Here is a 17589-nt window from a genome sequence, read left to right as displayed (position 1 = left end):
TCGCACCTTACCTCGTACGACGGCATTCATTAAATTAGGGTTCCGTCGATCCGTTCAAATGAAGTCAAACCGACAGCCCGGTGCATTGCCCCCATTGGCTTGACCGCTTAACCGATTGTTGAGCCTGTTCGTCAACGAATAGGCAAGGATGTCTCGATCGCGCTCATCCGCGCCGGCCGTCCGTATTCAGCGCCCGCAACATCGCGATGCGGGCGAACATCACCCAGCCGCCGCCGGTCTCGGCCGCATTGATCAAGGTCTCGATCGCGGTCTGCCAATGCGCCTCGTGCTGGGCGTCCTCGGGCAGCTCCATGATGTAGTCGGCGGCTTCTTGAAGCGTGAGCAGCTTGCGCTTGTTGCTCACGCGAACGGGATCGTCGAACGCCGTCGACCAGGGCATGTCAGGCCGGCCGATCGGCGAGGAGAGACATCACGGCGTGATCGCGGGGCGTGGTGCTGTCAGCCGGCCTTCTTTGCCCGCGCCGGCGCGCGCACCGGCTTGTCGGCGGCCTTCTTCGGCGTGGTCGCAGCCTTCGCCGCAGCGTCCTTGCCGCCCTTGCCTGATATCGGCAGCAGCATCTCGCGCTGGCCCTCGACGCGCTTCTTCGGCTTCTTGGCCTTGGTGTCCTTGGCGGTCTCCTTGTCCGTGTCCCTGGCGACCTTCGCCGCGGGGGCCGCGTCCTTCTCGTTCGCGATGCTCTTCTTCAGCGCGTCCATCAAGCTGATGACGTTGCCGCCGGTCTTCGGTGCGGCCTTGGCGGTGATCGGCATGCCGCTGCGCTTCTTGTTGATGAGATCGATCAGAGCGGTCTCGTAATGATCCTCGAACAGCTCGGGCTCGAACGCGCCGGACTTCTTCTCGACGATGTGCTTGGCGAGGTCGAGCATGTCCCTCGTCAGCTTCACGTCCTGGATGTCGTCGAAATATTCCTTCTCGCTGCGGACCTCGTAGGGGTAGCGCAGCAGCGTGCCCATCAGCCCGTTCTCGAGCGGCTCCAGCGCGATGATGTGCTCGCGGTTGGTCAGCACCACGCGGCCGATCGCGACCTTGTCCATGCTGCGGATGGTCTCGCGGATCACCGCATAGGCGTCGTGGCCGACCTTGCCGTCCGGCACGAGGTAGTAGGGGCGGATCAGATAGCGGTTGTCGATGTCGGCCTTGGGCACGAACTCGTCGATCTCGATCGTGTGGGTGGAATCGAGCGCGATGTCGTCCAGCTCGTCCTTGGTGACCTCGATATAAGTGTCGGTGTCGACCTTGTAGCCCTTGACGATGTCCTCGGACGTCACCTCGTCGCCAGTCTCGGCATCGACCTTGAGATACTTGATGCGGTGGCCGGTCTTGCGGTTGATCTGGTTGAACGAAACCTTCTCCGTATCCGAAGTGGCCGGATAGAGCGCGACCGGGCAGGTCACGAGCGACAGACGCAGAAAACCCTTCCAATTGGCGCGGGGGGCCATGGGCTACTCCAGACGCAACAGCGGACAAGCTTTGAGGATACCATCGCCCAGTTGCGAATCATAGCAACCGCCGGCGCGGAATCTTGCAACGGCGTTAATCGCCGCCTGCGCCGTGTTTGCTGGACCGGAACATCGCCCGAGATGACGCGTTGCCCCGGCAATTCATCGCCGAGGAGGTCGCGGCCATCCGACGCGACAGCCACAGATCGAGGTCACCATGGCAACCAGGCGAGAGCAGAACCGGATCGTCGAAACTCCGACCGAGGCACGCCAGGGCGAGCCCGGACCATCGGTGGCGGCGCTGCTCGCCATCTCGACCGGGCTTGCGATCCTGATCCTCGCCGTCGTCTGGTTCGTGTTCTTCCGGACCTGACGGCCGGATCAGCACGCCGGCACCTTCCGGCTCGCCGCGCGATGCGGCACGTTGCGCCCACCATGCCACCGGCTCCTCCGGCGGCATGGTGGGCGCAGTCGCATTTGCGCGCGCCGGGTCGTATATGACCAAAAAGTAACGTAGCCCGGTTCCCTGCGTTCATATTCAGTTCACGCCGGAATTGCTCATCTGTGGCGGTGTTCATGTCGCCTGTTCTTGCAGCCTATCCTTGGAGAGAAGCGTGCGCCTGCTCGTTGTTGAGGACGACCCCGATCTCAATCGCCAGCTCACCAAGGCGCTGACCGACGCCGGCTATGTCGTCGATCGGGCTTTCGACGGGGAGGAGGGGCACTATCTCGGCGACAACGAGCCGTATGACGCCGTGGTGCTCGATATCGGCCTGCCGAAGAAGGACGGCATCTCGGTGCTGGAAGCCTGGCGCCGCAACGGCCGCACCATGCCGGTCCTGATCCTTACCGCACGTGACCGCTGGAGCGACAAGGTGCAGGGCTTCGATGCCGGCGCCGACGACTACGTCGCAAAGCCGTTCCACCTGGAGGAGGTGCTGGCGCGCATCCGCGCCCTGCTGCGCCGCTCCACCGGCCACGCCCAGAGCGAATTGACATGCGGGCCGGTGACGCTCGATACCCGAACCGGCCGGGTCAGCGTGTCGGGCAATCCCGTCAAGATGACCTCGCACGAATATCGGCTTCTGGCCTACTTGATGCACCATTCCGGGCGGGTGGTCTCGCGCACCGAGCTGGTCGAGCATCTCTACGACCAGGATTTCGACCGCGACTCCAACACCATCGAGGTCTTCGTCGGCCGCATCCGCAAGAAGCTCGACGTCGACATCATCCAGACCGTCCGCGGCCTGGGCTATCTCCTGACCCCGCCGCCGGCCCCGGGCGCCTGAGGCGTTCCGGCCTTTGAAGTATCTTGGCTTGACGGGAGGCCGAACAGGGCCCTTGGTCCGGTCATGACGTCCGACCACCTGCCATCCTGCGCCGCCCGGGATCATTCCGATGGCCGCTAGCTCGCTTGCGAACCGACTGTTCCTGTCGGCGACCGCCTGGCTCGTGGTGATCCTGGCCATCACAGGCGTGGTGCTGTCGTCGGTCTACAAGAACGCCACCGAGCGCGCCTTCGACCGCCGGCTCAATCTCTATCTGCGCACCCTCATCGCCGAGGTCGCAACGCCCGACGAGCCGCCGGACCGCCAGTTCCAGTCGCTTGGCGAGCCCCTGTTCGACCTGCCGCTGTCCGGCTGGTACTGGCAGATCACGCGGACCGACACCGAAAAGCCGGAAGTGCGCTCCTCGCGCTCGCTTTGGGACAAGAAGCTACCGAAGCTCGAAGAGCAGGGTGCCGAGCTCACCGCCGCCGGCATCCGCCTCGCCTATGTCGACGGGCCGGAAGGGCAGAATCTGCGCATGGTGGAACGGCCGGTCGATCTCGGTGCCGACGGCAAATTTCTGGTCAGCGTCGCCGGGGACGATACCGAGATTTTCGACGAGACACGCAGCTTCGACTACTATCTCGGCGGCACCTTCACGGCGCTCGGCATCGTGCTGCTGCTGACGACCGTGTTTCAGGTCCGTTTCGGCCTTGCACCGCTCAAGCGCATCTCGGACGCGATCGCCGACATCCGCTCCGGGCGGGCGGAACGGCTCGAGGGTGAATTCCCGGTCGAGATCGCGCCGCTGGCGCGCGAGACCAACGCGCTGATCGACGCCAATCGCGAGATCGTCGAGCGGGCGCGCACCCATGTCGGCAATCTCGCTCATGCGATCAAGACGCCGCTTTCGGTCATCGTCAACGAAGCCAGCGCGCATGCCGCCGATCCGTTCGCGGAGAAGGTGATGGAGCAGGCGGATGTGATGCGTGATCAGGTCGCCCATCATCTGGAGCGCGCCCGCATCGCGGCACGGGTCTCGGTGGTCGCGACCGTGACGGAGGTGGCGCCTGCCATCGAGGGACTGCGGCGGACCATGGAGAAGATCCATCGCGACCGCGGCATCGTGGTCGAGGCCAAGGCCGATCCATCCGCCAAGTTCCGGGGCGAGCGGCAGGATCTTGAGGAGATGGTCGGCAATCTCGTCGACAATGCCTGCAAATGGGCGGCCTCCCGCGTCCTCATTGAGGTCCTGGTCGAGCCGCAACAGCGGGCCGGCGCCGGCCCGCGTTTGCGGGTCATCGTCGACGACGACGGCCGTGGTCTGTCGGAAGCCGAGCGCGCCCAGGTCGCCCGGCGCGGCAAGCGCCTCGACGAGTCCAAGCCCGGGTCGGGACTGGGGCTGTCGATCGTGACCGACCTCGCGGCCCTCTATGGCGGCAGCCTTTCGCTCGGCAGCGCTCCGACTGGGGGTCTGCGCGCCGAGCTGGTTCTTCCCGGACTATAATCCCTTGTTTCGACGACAATTTTCGGCGCGGCCGAGGCTCCTCCAGCGAAGCATGGGAGGCATTCGAGGCAGCTTCCTAAACGGCTTCTTAAGTGGGGACCCCCTATGATCGCGCCGGACCCATCCCATGTCCGCCATTTTACCGTGCATTACCCGGGCGCATGAGCCAGACATCGATCGAGCGGCTGAGGGAATATCTCGCGCAGCTCCCGCCGCAGTCGCAGGCACTGCTGATGCGGGAGTTCGAGCGTGCGCTGGAGCGCGGCCAGGACACGGCGGTGGCCACCCTCGTGCTCGAGCAGCTGCGCAAGATCGTCCGCAAGAGCGAGGCCGACGAGGCTTTGCCGCCGCGCACGGACGATCTGTCGCGGCTCCTATTCCAGGTGTTGGAACCTTTCCTCGTCGAAGCGGGCACTCCTGTCAGGGCCGGCCAGATTCGCCGCTCCTCGCTGCAGCCAATCTGGCAGTGGCTTGGCCGTGACGGCGCACCGGACAAGGTGAACGAATTCGAGGCGGCGCTGGCGCGCATGCCGGCGGACAGTGCTGGGCAGGTCGAAGCCCTGGCGCAGAAGCTTCAGGCGGTGGCCGCGGACGCCATCTTCGAGCTGACGGGGCCGGGCGGCGGCGACAAGTCGCGGGCGCTGGCCCGGGTCGGACCGCCCAACGTGATCGAGGATCTCTATTCGATCGGTGCGGTGCTCCAGGTCCGGGACGCCATTGCGACATTGAACGAGAAATTACCGCGCACCTTGCGGGCCTTCGGGGATTCCCAGATCGCCTCGGTGACGTCGGCGCTCAACATTCCGGCGCTTCAGACGCCGCAGATGCTGCCTTTCGCCTTGTCGATCGTCGTGCAGCGGATGACCGCGCCCTGGCAGATCATCCGCCTTGCGGTCAAGATAGCGGCGTCCGATGACGAGATCCGCGTCGCGGCGACGCCCTACGGTATGGCCGTCACGATGGCCCTGCACGATTTGTCCTGCGTCGCCGCGGTCCTGCGCATGGACATCAAGCGCGGCCATTTCGACAATGTCGCCGGCAACCTCAAGACGCTGCACGACGGCGTGCGCGGACTGCGCACCGAGCTCGACCTGCGCAACGATTCGACCTGGGGCAAGCAACTGACGTCGATCCGGGCCGACATCTCCAATGCGCTGCAGTCCGAGATCGACAGCGTTCCCGGCCGCGTCCGCCGCATCCTACGCCAGCGCCCCGAAAAGGACATTCCGCCGGGCGCGCGGATCGACAGCACCGAAGTCGAGGAAACGGTGGCACTGATCGACTTCGTCGCGACGTGCCGCAACTATGCGAGCGAGCTTGCGATCAACGAGGTGACGCTGCGTACCTTCTCCGATCTCCAGCAATATGTGGAACGGTCGACCGAGCAGCTGGTGCAGTCGCTGCGTGCCGCCGATCACAAGGTTCGCACCTATCGGCAGCAGCAGGTGCAGGCCGCGATCCGCTTCTGCCAGGTGCTGTTCGGCGACGATTACGCCTCATTGATGAGCCGGGCCGCCGAAAATGCACTCACGGGCGAGCGCAAATCGTCGCGCGCAGGCTGATCGGCGCGCATTTTTCCTGATCACAATTTTAAGTTGACGACGCCGATGGCGCACCGTACTTTCGCGGGTGCAAGTCTGGAAATTTCCATCTGTAGGCGCATGAAACCGGTCATCAGCTCGATTGAAATTGAGAACCGCGTCATCGTTGCCAAGTATCAACGGCTGATGGTTGGAGCCAAGGTGGTGCTGGTCGAGAAGGCCAGCGATCGGCAGCTGCCTGAGACCGCCACCAGGGTTGCATCTCGGGTTCCGGTCGGAGCGCTGCGCATCAGATTGCCGGATGCAATCAAGCCGGGAACATACTTCCTAAAGGCCTTCGACGGGCACGGCGAGCAGGCCGCGCAAAGTGTCGACTTCGAGATCGGCTAAGGCGTTGGATTTTCACCTTTTCGGCACTACATGCGGTTGCGCCGCCTTGACAATTGTCAATTGCCGCATCGTCCGGCCGTGGTGTAAAGGCACCTACAGGCGCGGTTCGGGCGCCGCCGGAAGCTTGCCAGATGACGCTATGGTTCGTGTTCGCGCTGATGACGGTCGCGGCGATTTTCGCCGTGCTCTTGCCGCTTGGCCGCACCAGCCGCGCACAAGATCAGGGCAGCGAGGTCGCGGTCTACAAGGACCAGCTGGCCGAAATTGAGCGTGATCTCGCCGCAGGGTTGATCTTGGCGCCGGAGGCGGAGGCTGCGCGCGTCGAGGTCAGCCGCAGGCTGCTCGCGGCGGCGGCCAGCGAGCCGGCAACGGCGCCGAAGTCGAACCTCAAATGGCGCCGTGCGGCGGCCGTGCTGGCGCTTGCCGGACTGCCGCTCATCGCGGCCGGCGTCTACATGCCACTCGGCTCGCCCCGGCTGCAGGACTTTCCCCTTGCGCAGCGGGAGCGCGGGGGTGGCATGGCGCAGTCGCTCGAGAACCTCGTCGTGCAGGTCGAGCAGCATCTTGAGAAGAATCCGACGGACGGGCGCGGCTGGAACGTGCTCGCGCCGGTTCTGGAGCGGCTCGGCCGCTTCGACGACGCGGTGCGCGCCTATCGCAACTCGCTCACCTACAATGGCGAAAGCGCGGAGCGCAGGTCCGATCTCGGCGAAGCGATCTCGGCTGCCGCCGGCGGCGTGGTGACCGCCGAGGCCAAGGCCGAATTCGAGCGCGCACACGCCTTGAACGCCGACGATCCCAAGGCGAATTACTTTCTGGGCCTTGCCGCCGAGCAGGACGGCCGCAAGGACGACGCGGCCAATATCTGGCGCGCGCTGCTTGCGAAAGCGCCTGCGGATGCGCCGTGGCGTGCCCTGGTGCAGTCCTCGCTGGCGCGGGTCGGTGGCGGCGGCACGCTGCCGGCGCTGTCCGACGAGACGATTGCTGCCTCCAAGGACATGGCCGAAACCGATCGCAACGCCATGGTGCGCGGCATGGTCGATCGTCTCGCGACGCGGCTGAAACAGAACGGCGACGATGTCGAGGGCTGGCTGCGTCTCGTGCGCGCCTATCTGGTGATGGGCGAGCGGGACAAGGCAATGGGCGCTTCGGCCGATGCCCGGCAGGCGGTTGCCAGCAACGCCGAGCGGCTGCGCCAGCTCAACGAAGGCCTGAAGACTCTCGGGATCGGCGGATGATGATTTCGGGACGAGAGATGCGGAGAACGGATACGCCATGACGCGCAAGCAGCGACGTATGACCATCATCGGCGGATCGCTCGCCGTGCTCGCGCTCGCCGCCGCGCTGGTGCTCAACGCGCTGCGCGACTCCATCGTGTTCTTCTCGACCCCGACCATGGTCGCCGAGAAGCATGTCGAGCCCGGCAAGCGGTTTCGCCTCGGCGGCTTGGTGCAGCCCGGCTCGCTCCAGCGCGGCGACAATCTCGCGGTGACGTTCGAGGTCGCCGACGGCAACGCCAAGCTGCCGGTCGCCTTCAAAGGCATTCTGCCCGACCTATTTCGCGAAGGGCAGGGCGTCGTGGCGGAAGGCGCACTCGATGCCAACGGCGTGTTCAAGGCCGATACCGTCCTTGCCAAGCACGACGAGACCTACATGCCCAAGGACGTCGCCGATGCCCTGAAGAAGCAGGGGCACTGGAAGGACGATTACGGCGCCCAAGCTTCTGGCGCTGCCAAACCCGCGGCGACGACCGCCCAGGGCAATCCGCAGGGAGCGGTGCGGTGATCGCGGAATCAGGACATTACGCGCTGGTGCTGGCGCTCGCCCTCGCACTGATCCAGTCCGTCGTGCCGCTGGTCGGTGCGCGCCTTGGCGACGCCGCCCTGATGAACGTGGCGCGCTCCACCGCGCTCGCGCAGCTGCTATTCGTCGGCGCCTCGTTCACCGCGCTGGTGATGCTGCACGTGAACTCGGATTTCTCCGTCGCCAACGTCTACGAGAATTCCCACTCGATGAAGCCGCTGCTCTACAAGATTACCGGCGTGTGGGGAAACCATGAAGGCTCGATGCTGCTGTGGGTGTTGATCCTCGCGCTGTTCGGCGGCTTGGTCGCCAGCTTCGGCAATAATCTGCCGCTCTCGCTGCGCGCGCATGTGCTGGCTGTGCAGGCCTGGGTCGCCAGCGCGTTCTACCTCTTCATCCTGATGACATCGAACCCGTTCCTGCGCATCGCGAGCCCCCCGATCGAGGGACGCGATCTCAATCCCGTGCTCCAGGACATCGGTCTCGCCGTGCACCCGCCGATGCTCTATCTCGGCTATGTCGGCTTCTCGATCTCGTTCTCCTTCGCGATCGCGGCGCTGATGGAGGGACGGATCGATGCGGCCTGGGCGCGCTGGGTGCGGCCCTGGACGCTGGTCGCCTGGATCTTCCTGACCCTCGGCATCGCCATGGGCTCGTATTGGGCCTATTACGAGCTCGGCTGGGGCGGCTGGTGGTTCTGGGATCCGGTGGAGAACGCTTCGCTGATGCCCTGGCTCGCCGGCACCGCGCTATTGCATTCGGCGCTGGTGATGGAGAAGCGCAACGCGCTGAAGGTCTGGACCATCCTGCTCTCGATCCTGACCTTCTCGCTGTCGCTGCTCGGCACCTTTCTGGTGCGCTCGGGCGTCATCACCTCGGTGCACGCCTTCGCCACCGATCCGACCCGCGGCGTGTTCATCCTCTTGATCCTGTGCCTGTTCATCGGCGGCAGCCTGTCGCTGTTCGCGGGCCGCGCCACCTCGCTGAAGCAGGGCGGCCTGTTCGCACCGATCTCGCGCGAGGGCGCGCTGGTGCTGAACAATCTGCTGCTCACGGTGGCTTGCGCCGTGGTGCTGTTCGGCACGCTTTATCCGCTCGCGATGGAGATGCTCGCCGATTTCAAGATGTCGGTCGGCGCACCCTTCTACAATCTGAGCTTCGCGCCGCTGTTCGCGCTGCTGCTGCTCGCGGTGCCGTTCGGGCCGATGCTGGCGTGGAAGCGCGGCGACCTGCTCGGCGTGATGCAGCGCCTGCTCGCGGCCGGCGTTGCCGGGCTGGTCGTGGTCGCCATCGTCTGGGCCTGGGTGCGGGGCGGCAGCGCGCTGGCACCGCTCGCGATCGGGCTCGGCGTCTTCGTCATCGCCGGCGCGGTCACCGACCTCGTCGAACGGACGGGCCTGGTGCGCCTGCCGTTCGCAACGGTGCTGCACCGGGCGCGCGGCCTGCCGCGCTCGGCCTGGGGCACCGCGTTCGCGCATGCCGGCCTCGGCGTTGCGCTGATCGGGATCGTCTGCGAGACCACCTGGAACAGCGAATACATCGCGACCATGAAACCGAACGAGACTGCCCATGTCGCCGGCTACGATCTGAAGCTCGACGGGCTGTTTCAACGCCAGGGCCCGAACTACCGCGAGATGATCGCAGAGTTCAAGATCAGCCGCGATGGCGAGGCGGTCACGGTGATGACGCCGTCCAAGCGCAGCTTCACCACCCGCGGCTCCTCGACGACGGAGGCCGCGCTGTTGACCAGCGGCGCGAGCCAGCTCTACGTCTCGCTCGGCGACGCCACCGCCGAAGGCGCCATCGCCGTGCGCATCTATCACAAGCCGCTGGTTCTCCTGATCTGGTGGGGACCGGTGCTGATGGCGTTCGGCGGCGTGCTCTCACTCTCCGACCGCCGTCTGCGGGTCGGCGCGCCGAAGCCGGCGCGGGCCAAGCAGCGCCTCCAGCCCGCGGAATGACCCGATGCGCCGGATGATGGCCGCGTTCATCGCGTTGGTGTTGCTGGCTTTGCCGGCGGCCCACGCCGTGCAGCCCGACGAGATCATGCCGGATCCGGTGAAGGAATCGCGCGCGCGCGAATTGTCGCGCGAGCTTCGCTGCATGGTTTGCCAGAATCAGTCGATCGACGATTCCGATGCGCCGCTGGCACGCGATCTCAGACTGCTGGTGCGCGAGCGCATCGCGGCCGGCGACAGCAATTCGCAGGTGCTCGATTTCCTGGTGGCGCGGTACGGCGAGTTCGTGCTGCTCAAGCCGCGCTTCGAGCTGCAGACCCTGCTGCTGTGGCTGCTCGGGCCGGTGCTGCTGATCGGCGGCGGCCTGGCGCTGTGGCTGCAAATCCGCCGCCGCTCGCGAACTGGTGTGGACGTACCGGCACCGCCGCTCACGCCCGACGAGAAGGCACGGCTCGCGGCCTTGATGTCGGACGAACCCAAATCGCCCTGAAGCCGTCTACGTCGTGCACGCAGTGCGCGGCAACGGCTGCGTGGTTCATGCTAAATTGACCTTTGTCTGGAAGCTTGTCGCGAGATTTGATTCCAGCTCCTGAGTCCCCCCGATGTTCGCGAACAGCAATCTGACGATCCGCTTCCTGGTCGGCGCCGTCGTCGCTGCGTTATTGTTCCTGCTTGGCATCGGCGGCGGCACCGGCTTCATCGCGGTCCTCTATCTCAACAACGAGATCACCAGCCTGTCCTCGAACTTCGCCGCGCTGAGCGGCCCGGCGCGCGACCATGCCATGCAGATCTACCAGCAGGCGCAGACCGCGTTTTCTTATTTCCTGGTCGCCTGCGGCGTGATCGCCGTCGTCGCTTTCGCGATCTGCTTCACCACCTGGTTCGCCGTGCGCAACGGCATCCTCAATCCCCTCGCGGCCATCGTGCATGCCATGCGCGAGGTTGCCGACCAGAAGTTCGAGACATCAGTTCCGGGGCTCGGCCGCACCAACGAGATCGGCCTGCTCGCCGGTGCGCTGGAGGTGTTCAAGACCAACGGCATCGAGCGGCGCCGCCTCTCCGAGCAGCAGCTGCATGAAGCGCAGCATCAGGCCGAGCGGTCGAAATTCCTCGATAACAGGATCAAGCGCTTCAACGATCTCGTCGCCAGTGTCGTCGCCAGCGTGGCGTCATCGGCCGTGCATCTGAAGACCAACGCGGAGACGCTGTCGCGGACCGCCAACGACACCAGCACCAAGGCCAATGCGGTCGCGAGCGCGGCGAGCCAGGCCAGCGCCAGCGTGCAGACGGTTGCAGGGTCCGCCGAGGCGATGACGAACTCGATCGGCACGATCAGCCGCCGCGTCACGGACGCGACCCAGCGCGCCGAGGGCGCTGCAAGCCAGGCGGAGAAGAGCCGCGATACCATTCACACGCTGTCGGATGCCGCCGAAAAGATCGGCGAGGTCGTCCAGCTCGTCCAGGCGATCGCATCGCAGACCAATCTCCTGGCGCTCAACGCCACCATCGAGGCGGCACGGGCCGGCGAAGCGGGCAAGGGGTTTGCGGTGGTCGCCTCGGAAGTGAAGAACCTGGCGCATCAGACCAGCAAGGCGACGGAGGAGATCACCTCGCAGGTCGCCAGCATTCAGGGCATCACCGCGGAGACCCGCGGCGCGATCGACGGCATTTCCAGGACGCTGTCGGAGATCTCGTCGATTATGTCGGGCATCGAGGTCGATACCGCCCAGCAGCGCAACGCCACACAGGAGATCACGCGCAGCGCCCAGGACGCCGCGCGCGGAACCCTCGACGTCTCCAACCATATCGTCCAGATCACCTCCACCTCGGCCGAGACCGGCCGCATGGCGGCCGAAGCCAGGGATTCGGCCGTCGATCTGTCGCGGCAGGCCGAGACCTTGAAGCGCGAAGTCGACGAGTTCATCGTCAGTGTCAGGGCGAGCTGAGGGGCCAGAATTCGCGCCTGCCGCTTTGTCGGGGAACTCGATTAAGTTCCTGTAAGGCCACGATTTTTGGCCTGTGCTAAACTGCCGCATCCGCCTCGACACATCATTACGAAAGTTTAACCCCGCCGCCAGCGCGCGGTAAGGCGGGAGTCCCCATGTTCAGGTCCGCAAGGTGCCGGCATCCGGCACCAACAGGAATTCAGGGCTCTGGAGATTTCCGCATGAACGATCGTATCGACCTTTCGAACCTCCCGTCCTACCGGCAGCCGCGCCGGTCGGTGTTTTCCGCGCGCAAGCTCGCGCTGATGGCTTCGGTCGTCGCCGGTCTCGGCGCGGCTGTCTATGGCTTCAGCCCGTCGACCTCGCCGGCCGACCTGTTCTCCAGCCCGGCGCATGCGCAGGTCAACAACGAGGTCCGCAAGGTCGAGCGTCCGGTCGGATTCGCCGACGTCGTCGAGCGCGTGAAGCCTTCGGTGATCTCGGTCAAGGTCAACATGAAGGAGAAGACCGCCAGCAATGACGACGGCGACGATTCCTCCTCGCCGTTCCAGCCGGGCTCGCCGATGGAGCGCTTCTTCCGCCGCTTCGGTGGTCCGGATGGTTTGCCCCCCGGCCTGAAGGGCGGCCGTGGCCGCGTCGTGCAGGGGCAGGGCTCCGGCTTCTTCATCTCGGCTGACGGCTATGCCGTGACCAACAACCACGTGGTCGATGGCGCCGACAAGGTCGAGGTTACCACCGACGACGGCAAGACCTACACCGCCAAGGTGATCGGCACCGACCAGCGCACCGACCTCGCGCTGATCAAGGTCGAAGGCAGCACGAACTTCCCGTTCGCCAAGCTCGCCGACAGCAAACCGCGGATCGGCGACTGGGTGCTCGCGGTCGGCAATCCCTTCGGTCTCGGCGGCACCGTGACCGCGGGCATCGTCTCGGCGAGCGGCCGCGACATCGGCAACGGCCCGTATGACGATTTCATCCAGATCGACGCGCCCGTGAACAAGGGTAATTCCGGCGGTCCGGCCTTCGATACCAACGGCGAGGTGATGGGCGTCAACACCGCGATCTACTCGCCCTCCGGCGGCAGCGTCGGCATCGCGTTCTCGATCCCGGCCAACACCGTCAAGAGCGTGGTTGCGCAGCTCAAGGACAAGGGCTCGGTCAGCCGCGGCTGGATCGGCGTCCAGATCCAGCCCGTCACCTCCGACATCGCCGACAGCCTCGGCATGAAGAAGGCCGAAGGCGCGCTGGTGGCGGAGCCGCAGGCCAACGGTCCGGCCGCGAAGGCCGGCATCGAGTCCGGCGACGTGATCACCGCGGTCAACGGCGACCCCGTCAAGGATGCCCGCGAGCTCGCCCGCACGATCGGCGGCATGGCGCCCGGCGCGTCCGTGAAGCTCAACGTGCTGCACAAGGGCCAGGACAAGATCGTCAATCTCACCCTCGGCCAGTTGCCGAATACGGTCGAGGCCAAGGCCGATACCGACAAGGACAGCGGCAAGGGCGCCAGCAAGGGCACCGACGTGCCGAAGCTCGGCATGACCGTTGCGCCGGCCAATTCCGTGGCCGGTGCCGGCAAGGAAGGCGTCGTGGTCACCGAGGTCGATCCGAAGAGCGCGGCGGCCGAACGCGGCTTCAAGGAAGGCGACGTGATCCTCGAGGTCGGCGGCAAGAGCGTGGCGACCGCCGGCGAAGTCCGCGACGCCATCAATGCGGCGCGGACCGACAACAAGAACAGCGTCCTGATGCGCGTGAAGAGCGGCGGCCAGTCGCGCTTCGTCGCGGTGCCCATCGCCAAGGGCTGAGGCCTTCAGGAGGCCCACGAGATGAAGGGTACCGCCGGCATCAGTCGCCCCCGCCGCCGGTGCCCTTCGGGGAAGCAGCGCAACGCTGGCTTCCCTCATCTACCTTCCGGTGGAATTACGCCCCCCTCCGTCGGAAGGCCTAGGGCGGTGAGGTCCCCCCAGCTTCACCGCCCGCCTTTTTCCCCGCTTCGAGCCTCTCCTGCTCGGCTTGCATGCGGTCGCCGCTCGCGCCATGTTTAGAGAAGGTTGACCTCCTTGACCGCCGCCGAACGCACGATGCGCCTCCTCATCATCGAAGACGACCGTGAATCCGCCGATTACCTCGCCAAGGCGTTTCGCGAAGTCGGACACATCGCCGACCACGCCGCCGACGGCGAGGAAGGCCTCGCCATGGCAGAGAACGGCGAATACGACGTGCTGGTGGTCGACCGCATGCTGCCCAAGCGCGACGGGCTGTCGCTGATCGGCGCATTGCGCGACAAGGGCAATACGACGCCGGTGCTGATTCTCTCCGCGCTCGGGCAGGTCGATGACCGCATCAAGGGTCTGCGCGCCGGCGGCGACGATTATCTGCCGAAGCCCTATTCCTTCGCCGAGCTGCTGGCCCGCGTCGAAGTGCTGTCGCGCCGCCGCGGCGGTCCCGCCGAGGAGACGCTTTATCGCGTCGGCGATCTCGAGCTCGACCGGCTCTCGCATCGCGTCGCCCGCGGCAAGGACGAGCTGACGCTGCAGCCGCGCGAATTTCGCTTGCTCGAATACCTCATGAAGCACGCCGGCCAGGTGGTGACGCGGACCATGCTGCTGGAGAATGTCTGGGACTATCATTTCGATCCGCAGACCAACGTCATCGACGTGCACATCTCGCGGCTGCGCTCCAAGATCGACAAGGGCTTCGAGCGCCCGCTGCTGCACACGATCCGCGGCGCCGGATACATGATCCGTGACGGCATGAGATAGGGCGTTCGGCGTCGATCTACGGCGCGCCTGCAATCATCGGCTGCGTCTTCATTTGCACCGCCGTCCGAGGGTTGCGGGCGATACTGGCCTAACGCCTCGTCCGATGGCAAGAATATCCGACGTGTGGTAGTGGACGTTTCACCGGGGTGAATCCGTCCACGATCAGGAAGGATATTCAAGCTTGCAAGTCGCCGCCTTCCCGTCCGACCGAGCTGAAGAGATCCTCGTGTCGGCTTCCAAGCTGTTTGCCCGCCATAGCTATGCGAATGTGACGATGGAGCAGGTCGCAGCATCGGTTCGATCGGTGCCGGGAGCGCTGTACCACTACTTCCGCGACAAGGAAGACCTGATCTTTCACTGCTACCTGCGCGGTCTTGCGATCTACAGGCACGAAATCGAGACGGCGGCCGAACCCGGGATAGACGGGCTCGAAATCGTCAGGCGCTTCATAAGAGCCCGGCTGCGGCCTGAAGGCCAGCGCATGATCCTGTTCTCCGACATCGATGCACTGGCTGCGTCTTACAGCAAAGACGTGCATGCCAGGCGCTGGCAGAATGCCGCGCTGCTCGCCGACTTTCTGAAGCGTGGCATTGCCGACGGCTCGATTGCCTGCGAGGAGCCGCTCCTTACGGCCGTCGCCCTCATCTCCATCCTGGATTGGGTTCCGTTCTGGTTCTCCGAGCGCGACTATTATTCGCGCCAGCAGGCGATTGATGCCATTGACGACATCATCACGCATGGGGTGTATCGGCGTGAGATTGCCTTACCGGACATGCCTGAAGCGCCGAGCCTGGCACCATTTCTCCAGTCCCGCTCGAAATTGAACAAGCGCGCCGCGAAGCTGGACAGGATGCTCTCGATTGCTTCGGACAGTTTCAATCGAAGGGGCGCGTCCGGTACGTCGCTCGAGAGCATCGCGGCGGAGGCAGGCATGACCCGCGCCGGCATCTATTATCATTTCAGCGAGAAGGAGCGCCTCTTGCTGGCTTGCCTGCGAAGAGGTCTGGCCGGTGAGATCGGGATTCGAGAATATTTGCAGGACCTGAGGCTCGGGGCGTTCGATTACGTCGTCCAGAGAGTCCGCCTGTTGTTGATGCTGCACGATACCCCTTGCGGCCCGAAGGCGACCTACCACAACATCAACTATCTCAACGACGTTGACCGCAAGCACTATGTCAGGCAGGTGCTCGCAACGATCCAGCAGGACCAGAGAAACCACCAGTGTTGGATCGACGAGGGATACTTCCGCAGCGTCGACACTTACTTCGCCGAACGCGTTCTGACTGGAATGGGCCACTGGTACCCGATCTGGTTCAGGGACGAGCGGAGCTGGTCTCCGATGCAGATTGCCGATTATTTTTCGCGGCTGTTCCTTTTGGGGCTCAAGCCCCGTCGGGGAGTGGTATAAAGCAACCAATCTGAGACCCTGATCGCGCTCTTCATCCTTTCCCGTTCGGACTTGATGTCAGCCGCAGATTGAGCGCGGCTTTGATCCCAAAAGTTGCCTGTGAATTCAATATTCCGGACGGCGCGCGGCAATCTTCACGTTGAGGCCGCAATTACTTCTTGCACCAAAACTTTACACAGTATTCAATATTGGAGTAGCGAAGAGTGGGCGCGACCGACGTTGTGAGTCAGCTTCGATCGCCAAGGACAAGAACATACAAAAGGGAGAAGGCCAGGATGCACAAGCTCGCAATTGCTGCGGCGGCAGCGCTGACGATGCTCGGAGGAGCGGCATTCGCGCAGGAAACAATCAAGTTCGGCTACATCGATCCGCTGTCCGGCGGTGGCGCCAGCATCGGTGAAGGCGGCTTGAAGACGTTCCAGTATCTGGCTGACGAGATCAACGCCAAGGGCGGCATATTGGGCCGCAAGATCGAGATTCTGCCTCTCGACAACAAGACCAACCCGCAGGAAAGCCTGGTGCAGGCGCAGAAGGCCATCGATGCCGGCGCCCGCTTCATCACGCAAGGCAACGGCTCGTCGGTCGCCGCAGCGCTGTCCGACTTCGTTACCAAGAACAACACGCGCAATCCCGGCAAGGAAGTGCTCTACTTCAACTATGCCGCCGTAGATCCGAGCCTGACCAACGAAAAGTGCAGCTACTGGCATTTTCGCTGGGATGCGAGCTCCGACATCAAGATGGAAGCGCTCACCAGCTACATGAAGGATGTCCCCGCGATCAAGAAGGTGTACCTGATCAACCAGGACTACTCCTTCGGCCAGTCGGTGCGTGCGGATGCGCGCAAGATGCTGGGCGCCAAGCGGCCCGACATCCAAATCGTCGGTGACGAACTGCATCCGCTGTTGAAGATCACCGACTTCTCGCCTTATATCGCCAAGATCAAGGCTTCGGGCGCCGATAGCGTCGTGACCGGCAACTGGGGCCAGGACATCGCACTGCTGCTCAAAGCCGCGGCGGACGCCGGCCTGAAGGTCAATTGGTACACCTACTATGCCGGCGGCGCTGGTGGTCCGACCGCAATCAAGCAGACCGGTCTCGACCATCAGGTCTTCCAGATCACCGAGGGCTTTGCCAATTCCGGCCACCAGCCGGCGATGGACTTCGAAAAGACCTTCCGTGCCAAGGTCAACATGTCGCTTTGGTATCCGCGCGCCGTCAACGAGATGCGTATGTTCAAGGCCGCGGCCGAGAAGGCCAACTCGCTCGACCCGGTGAAGGTCGCGGCTGCCCTCGAGGATCTCAAGTTCGAGGTGCTGGATGGCGGTGAGGGCGTCATGCGCAAGGACGATCACCAGTTCTTCCAGCCGATCTACATCTCGTCCTTCGGCAAGCTCGCTGCAGACGAGCCGTTCGACGAGGAAGGCACCGGCTGGGGATGGCATCTGGTTTCCAAGATCGACACATCCAAGACGATGGTTCCCACAACCTGCAAGATGACCCGGCCGTAAGCCTGGAATAGCTTTGCCTTCCCGCAGCCGACAGCGGCTC

Annotated in this window: 16 protein-coding genes; 14 read left to right on the top strand and 2 right to left on the bottom strand. The window is 64.5% G+C overall.

Going from position 1 to position 17589, the window contains the following annotated elements; translation table 11 throughout:
* Positions 1-163: 163 nt before the first annotated feature.
* Both I6F21_RS11765 and I6F21_RS11760 read right to left on the bottom strand, forming a co-directional pair.
* A complete protein-coding gene (locus I6F21_RS11765) occupies positions 164-400 on the bottom strand; it encodes a hypothetical protein (RefSeq protein WP_036023267.1) in 237 nt (78 codons plus the stop codon).
* A 59-nt stretch (positions 401-459) separates the two neighbouring features.
* On the bottom strand, positions 460-1461 hold the full coding sequence (locus I6F21_RS11760) for a Ku protein (protein ID WP_036005804.1): 1002 nt from the start codon (positions 1459-1461) through the stop codon (positions 460-462).
* A 217-nt stretch (positions 1462-1678) separates the two neighbouring features.
* Between I6F21_RS11760 and I6F21_RS11755 the strand changes: the two genes are divergently transcribed.
* The 14 genes from I6F21_RS11755 to I6F21_RS11690 all read left to right on the top strand — a co-directional run bounded on the left by I6F21_RS11755 (position 1679) and on the right by I6F21_RS11690 (position 17549).
* The gene (locus tag I6F21_RS11755) at positions 1679-1834 is read left to right on the top strand and encodes a hypothetical protein (RefSeq protein WP_167361642.1); all 156 of its coding nucleotides are present in this window, start codon (positions 1679-1681) and stop codon (positions 1832-1834) included.
* A 241-nt stretch (positions 1835-2075) separates the two neighbouring features.
* Positions 2076-2750, top strand: coding sequence for a response regulator transcription factor (locus I6F21_RS11750; protein ID WP_036035233.1), 675 nt, complete (start codon positions 2076-2078; stop codon positions 2748-2750).
* Positions 2751-2859: 109 nt separating this feature from the next.
* Entirely contained in the window at positions 2860-4236 is a 1377-nt protein-coding gene (locus I6F21_RS11745; protein ID WP_109144361.1) for a sensor histidine kinase, read from the top strand.
* 161 nt (positions 4237-4397) lie between these two features.
* Complete coding sequence (locus I6F21_RS11740) at positions 4398-5798, top strand: hypothetical protein (protein WP_036023270.1); 1401 nt, start codon at positions 4398-4400, stop codon at positions 5796-5798.
* Positions 5799-5897: 99 nt separating this feature from the next.
* A complete protein-coding gene (locus I6F21_RS11735) occupies positions 5898-6167 on the top strand; it encodes a hypothetical protein (RefSeq protein ID WP_057027207.1) in 270 nt (89 codons plus the stop codon).
* A gap of 131 nt (positions 6168-6298) precedes the next feature.
* On the top strand, positions 6299-7405 hold the full coding sequence (ccmI, locus tag I6F21_RS11730) for a c-type cytochrome biogenesis protein CcmI (RefSeq protein WP_036005789.1): 1107 nt from the start codon (positions 6299-6301) through the stop codon (positions 7403-7405).
* Positions 7406-7442: 37 nt separating this feature from the next.
* Complete coding sequence (gene ccmE, locus I6F21_RS11725) at positions 7443-7952, top strand: cytochrome c maturation protein CcmE (RefSeq protein WP_036005786.1); 510 nt, start codon at positions 7443-7445, stop codon at positions 7950-7952.
* The gene (locus I6F21_RS11720) at positions 7949-9931 is read left to right on the top strand and encodes a heme lyase CcmF/NrfE family subunit (RefSeq protein ID WP_225139470.1); all 1983 of its coding nucleotides are present in this window, start codon (positions 7949-7951) and stop codon (positions 9929-9931) included. Before ccmE ends, I6F21_RS11720 begins: the two co-directional genes overlap by 4 nt.
* Before the next feature lie 4 nt (positions 9932-9935).
* On the top strand, positions 9936-10418 hold the full coding sequence (locus I6F21_RS11715) for a cytochrome c-type biogenesis protein (RefSeq protein WP_036005780.1): 483 nt from the start codon (positions 9936-9938) through the stop codon (positions 10416-10418).
* A gap of 112 nt (positions 10419-10530) precedes the next feature.
* The gene (locus tag I6F21_RS11710; RefSeq protein ID WP_036005777.1) at positions 10531-11874 is read left to right on the top strand and encodes a HAMP domain-containing methyl-accepting chemotaxis protein; all 1344 of its coding nucleotides are present in this window, start codon (positions 10531-10533) and stop codon (positions 11872-11874) included.
* A 221-nt stretch (positions 11875-12095) separates the two neighbouring features.
* Complete coding sequence (locus tag I6F21_RS11705; RefSeq protein ID WP_036035199.1) at positions 12096-13676, top strand: Do family serine endopeptidase; 1581 nt, start codon at positions 12096-12098, stop codon at positions 13674-13676.
* 276 nt (positions 13677-13952) lie between these two features.
* On the top strand, positions 13953-14633 hold the full coding sequence (locus I6F21_RS11700; RefSeq protein ID WP_036023302.1) for a response regulator transcription factor: 681 nt from the start codon (positions 13953-13955) through the stop codon (positions 14631-14633).
* Positions 14634-14814: 181 nt separating this feature from the next.
* Entirely contained in the window at positions 14815-16041 is a 1227-nt protein-coding gene (locus I6F21_RS11695; protein ID WP_082641338.1) for a TetR family transcriptional regulator, read from the top strand.
* Positions 16042-16316: 275 nt separating this feature from the next.
* Positions 16317-17549: a branched-chain amino acid ABC transporter substrate-binding protein gene (locus I6F21_RS11690; protein ID WP_036005770.1), complete on the top strand. Its 1233-nt coding sequence runs from the start codon at positions 16317-16319 to the stop codon at positions 17547-17549.
* Positions 17550-17589 lie beyond the last annotated feature (40 nt).

This window comes from Bradyrhizobium sp. NBAIM03 (assembly GCF_020194055.1).
Taxonomy (GTDB): domain Bacteria; phylum Pseudomonadota; class Alphaproteobacteria; order Rhizobiales; family Xanthobacteraceae; genus Bradyrhizobium; species Bradyrhizobium yuanmingense.
The sequence above is the reverse complement of the archived record's forward strand: the minus strand, read 5'-3'. Positions and strand labels throughout refer to the sequence as shown.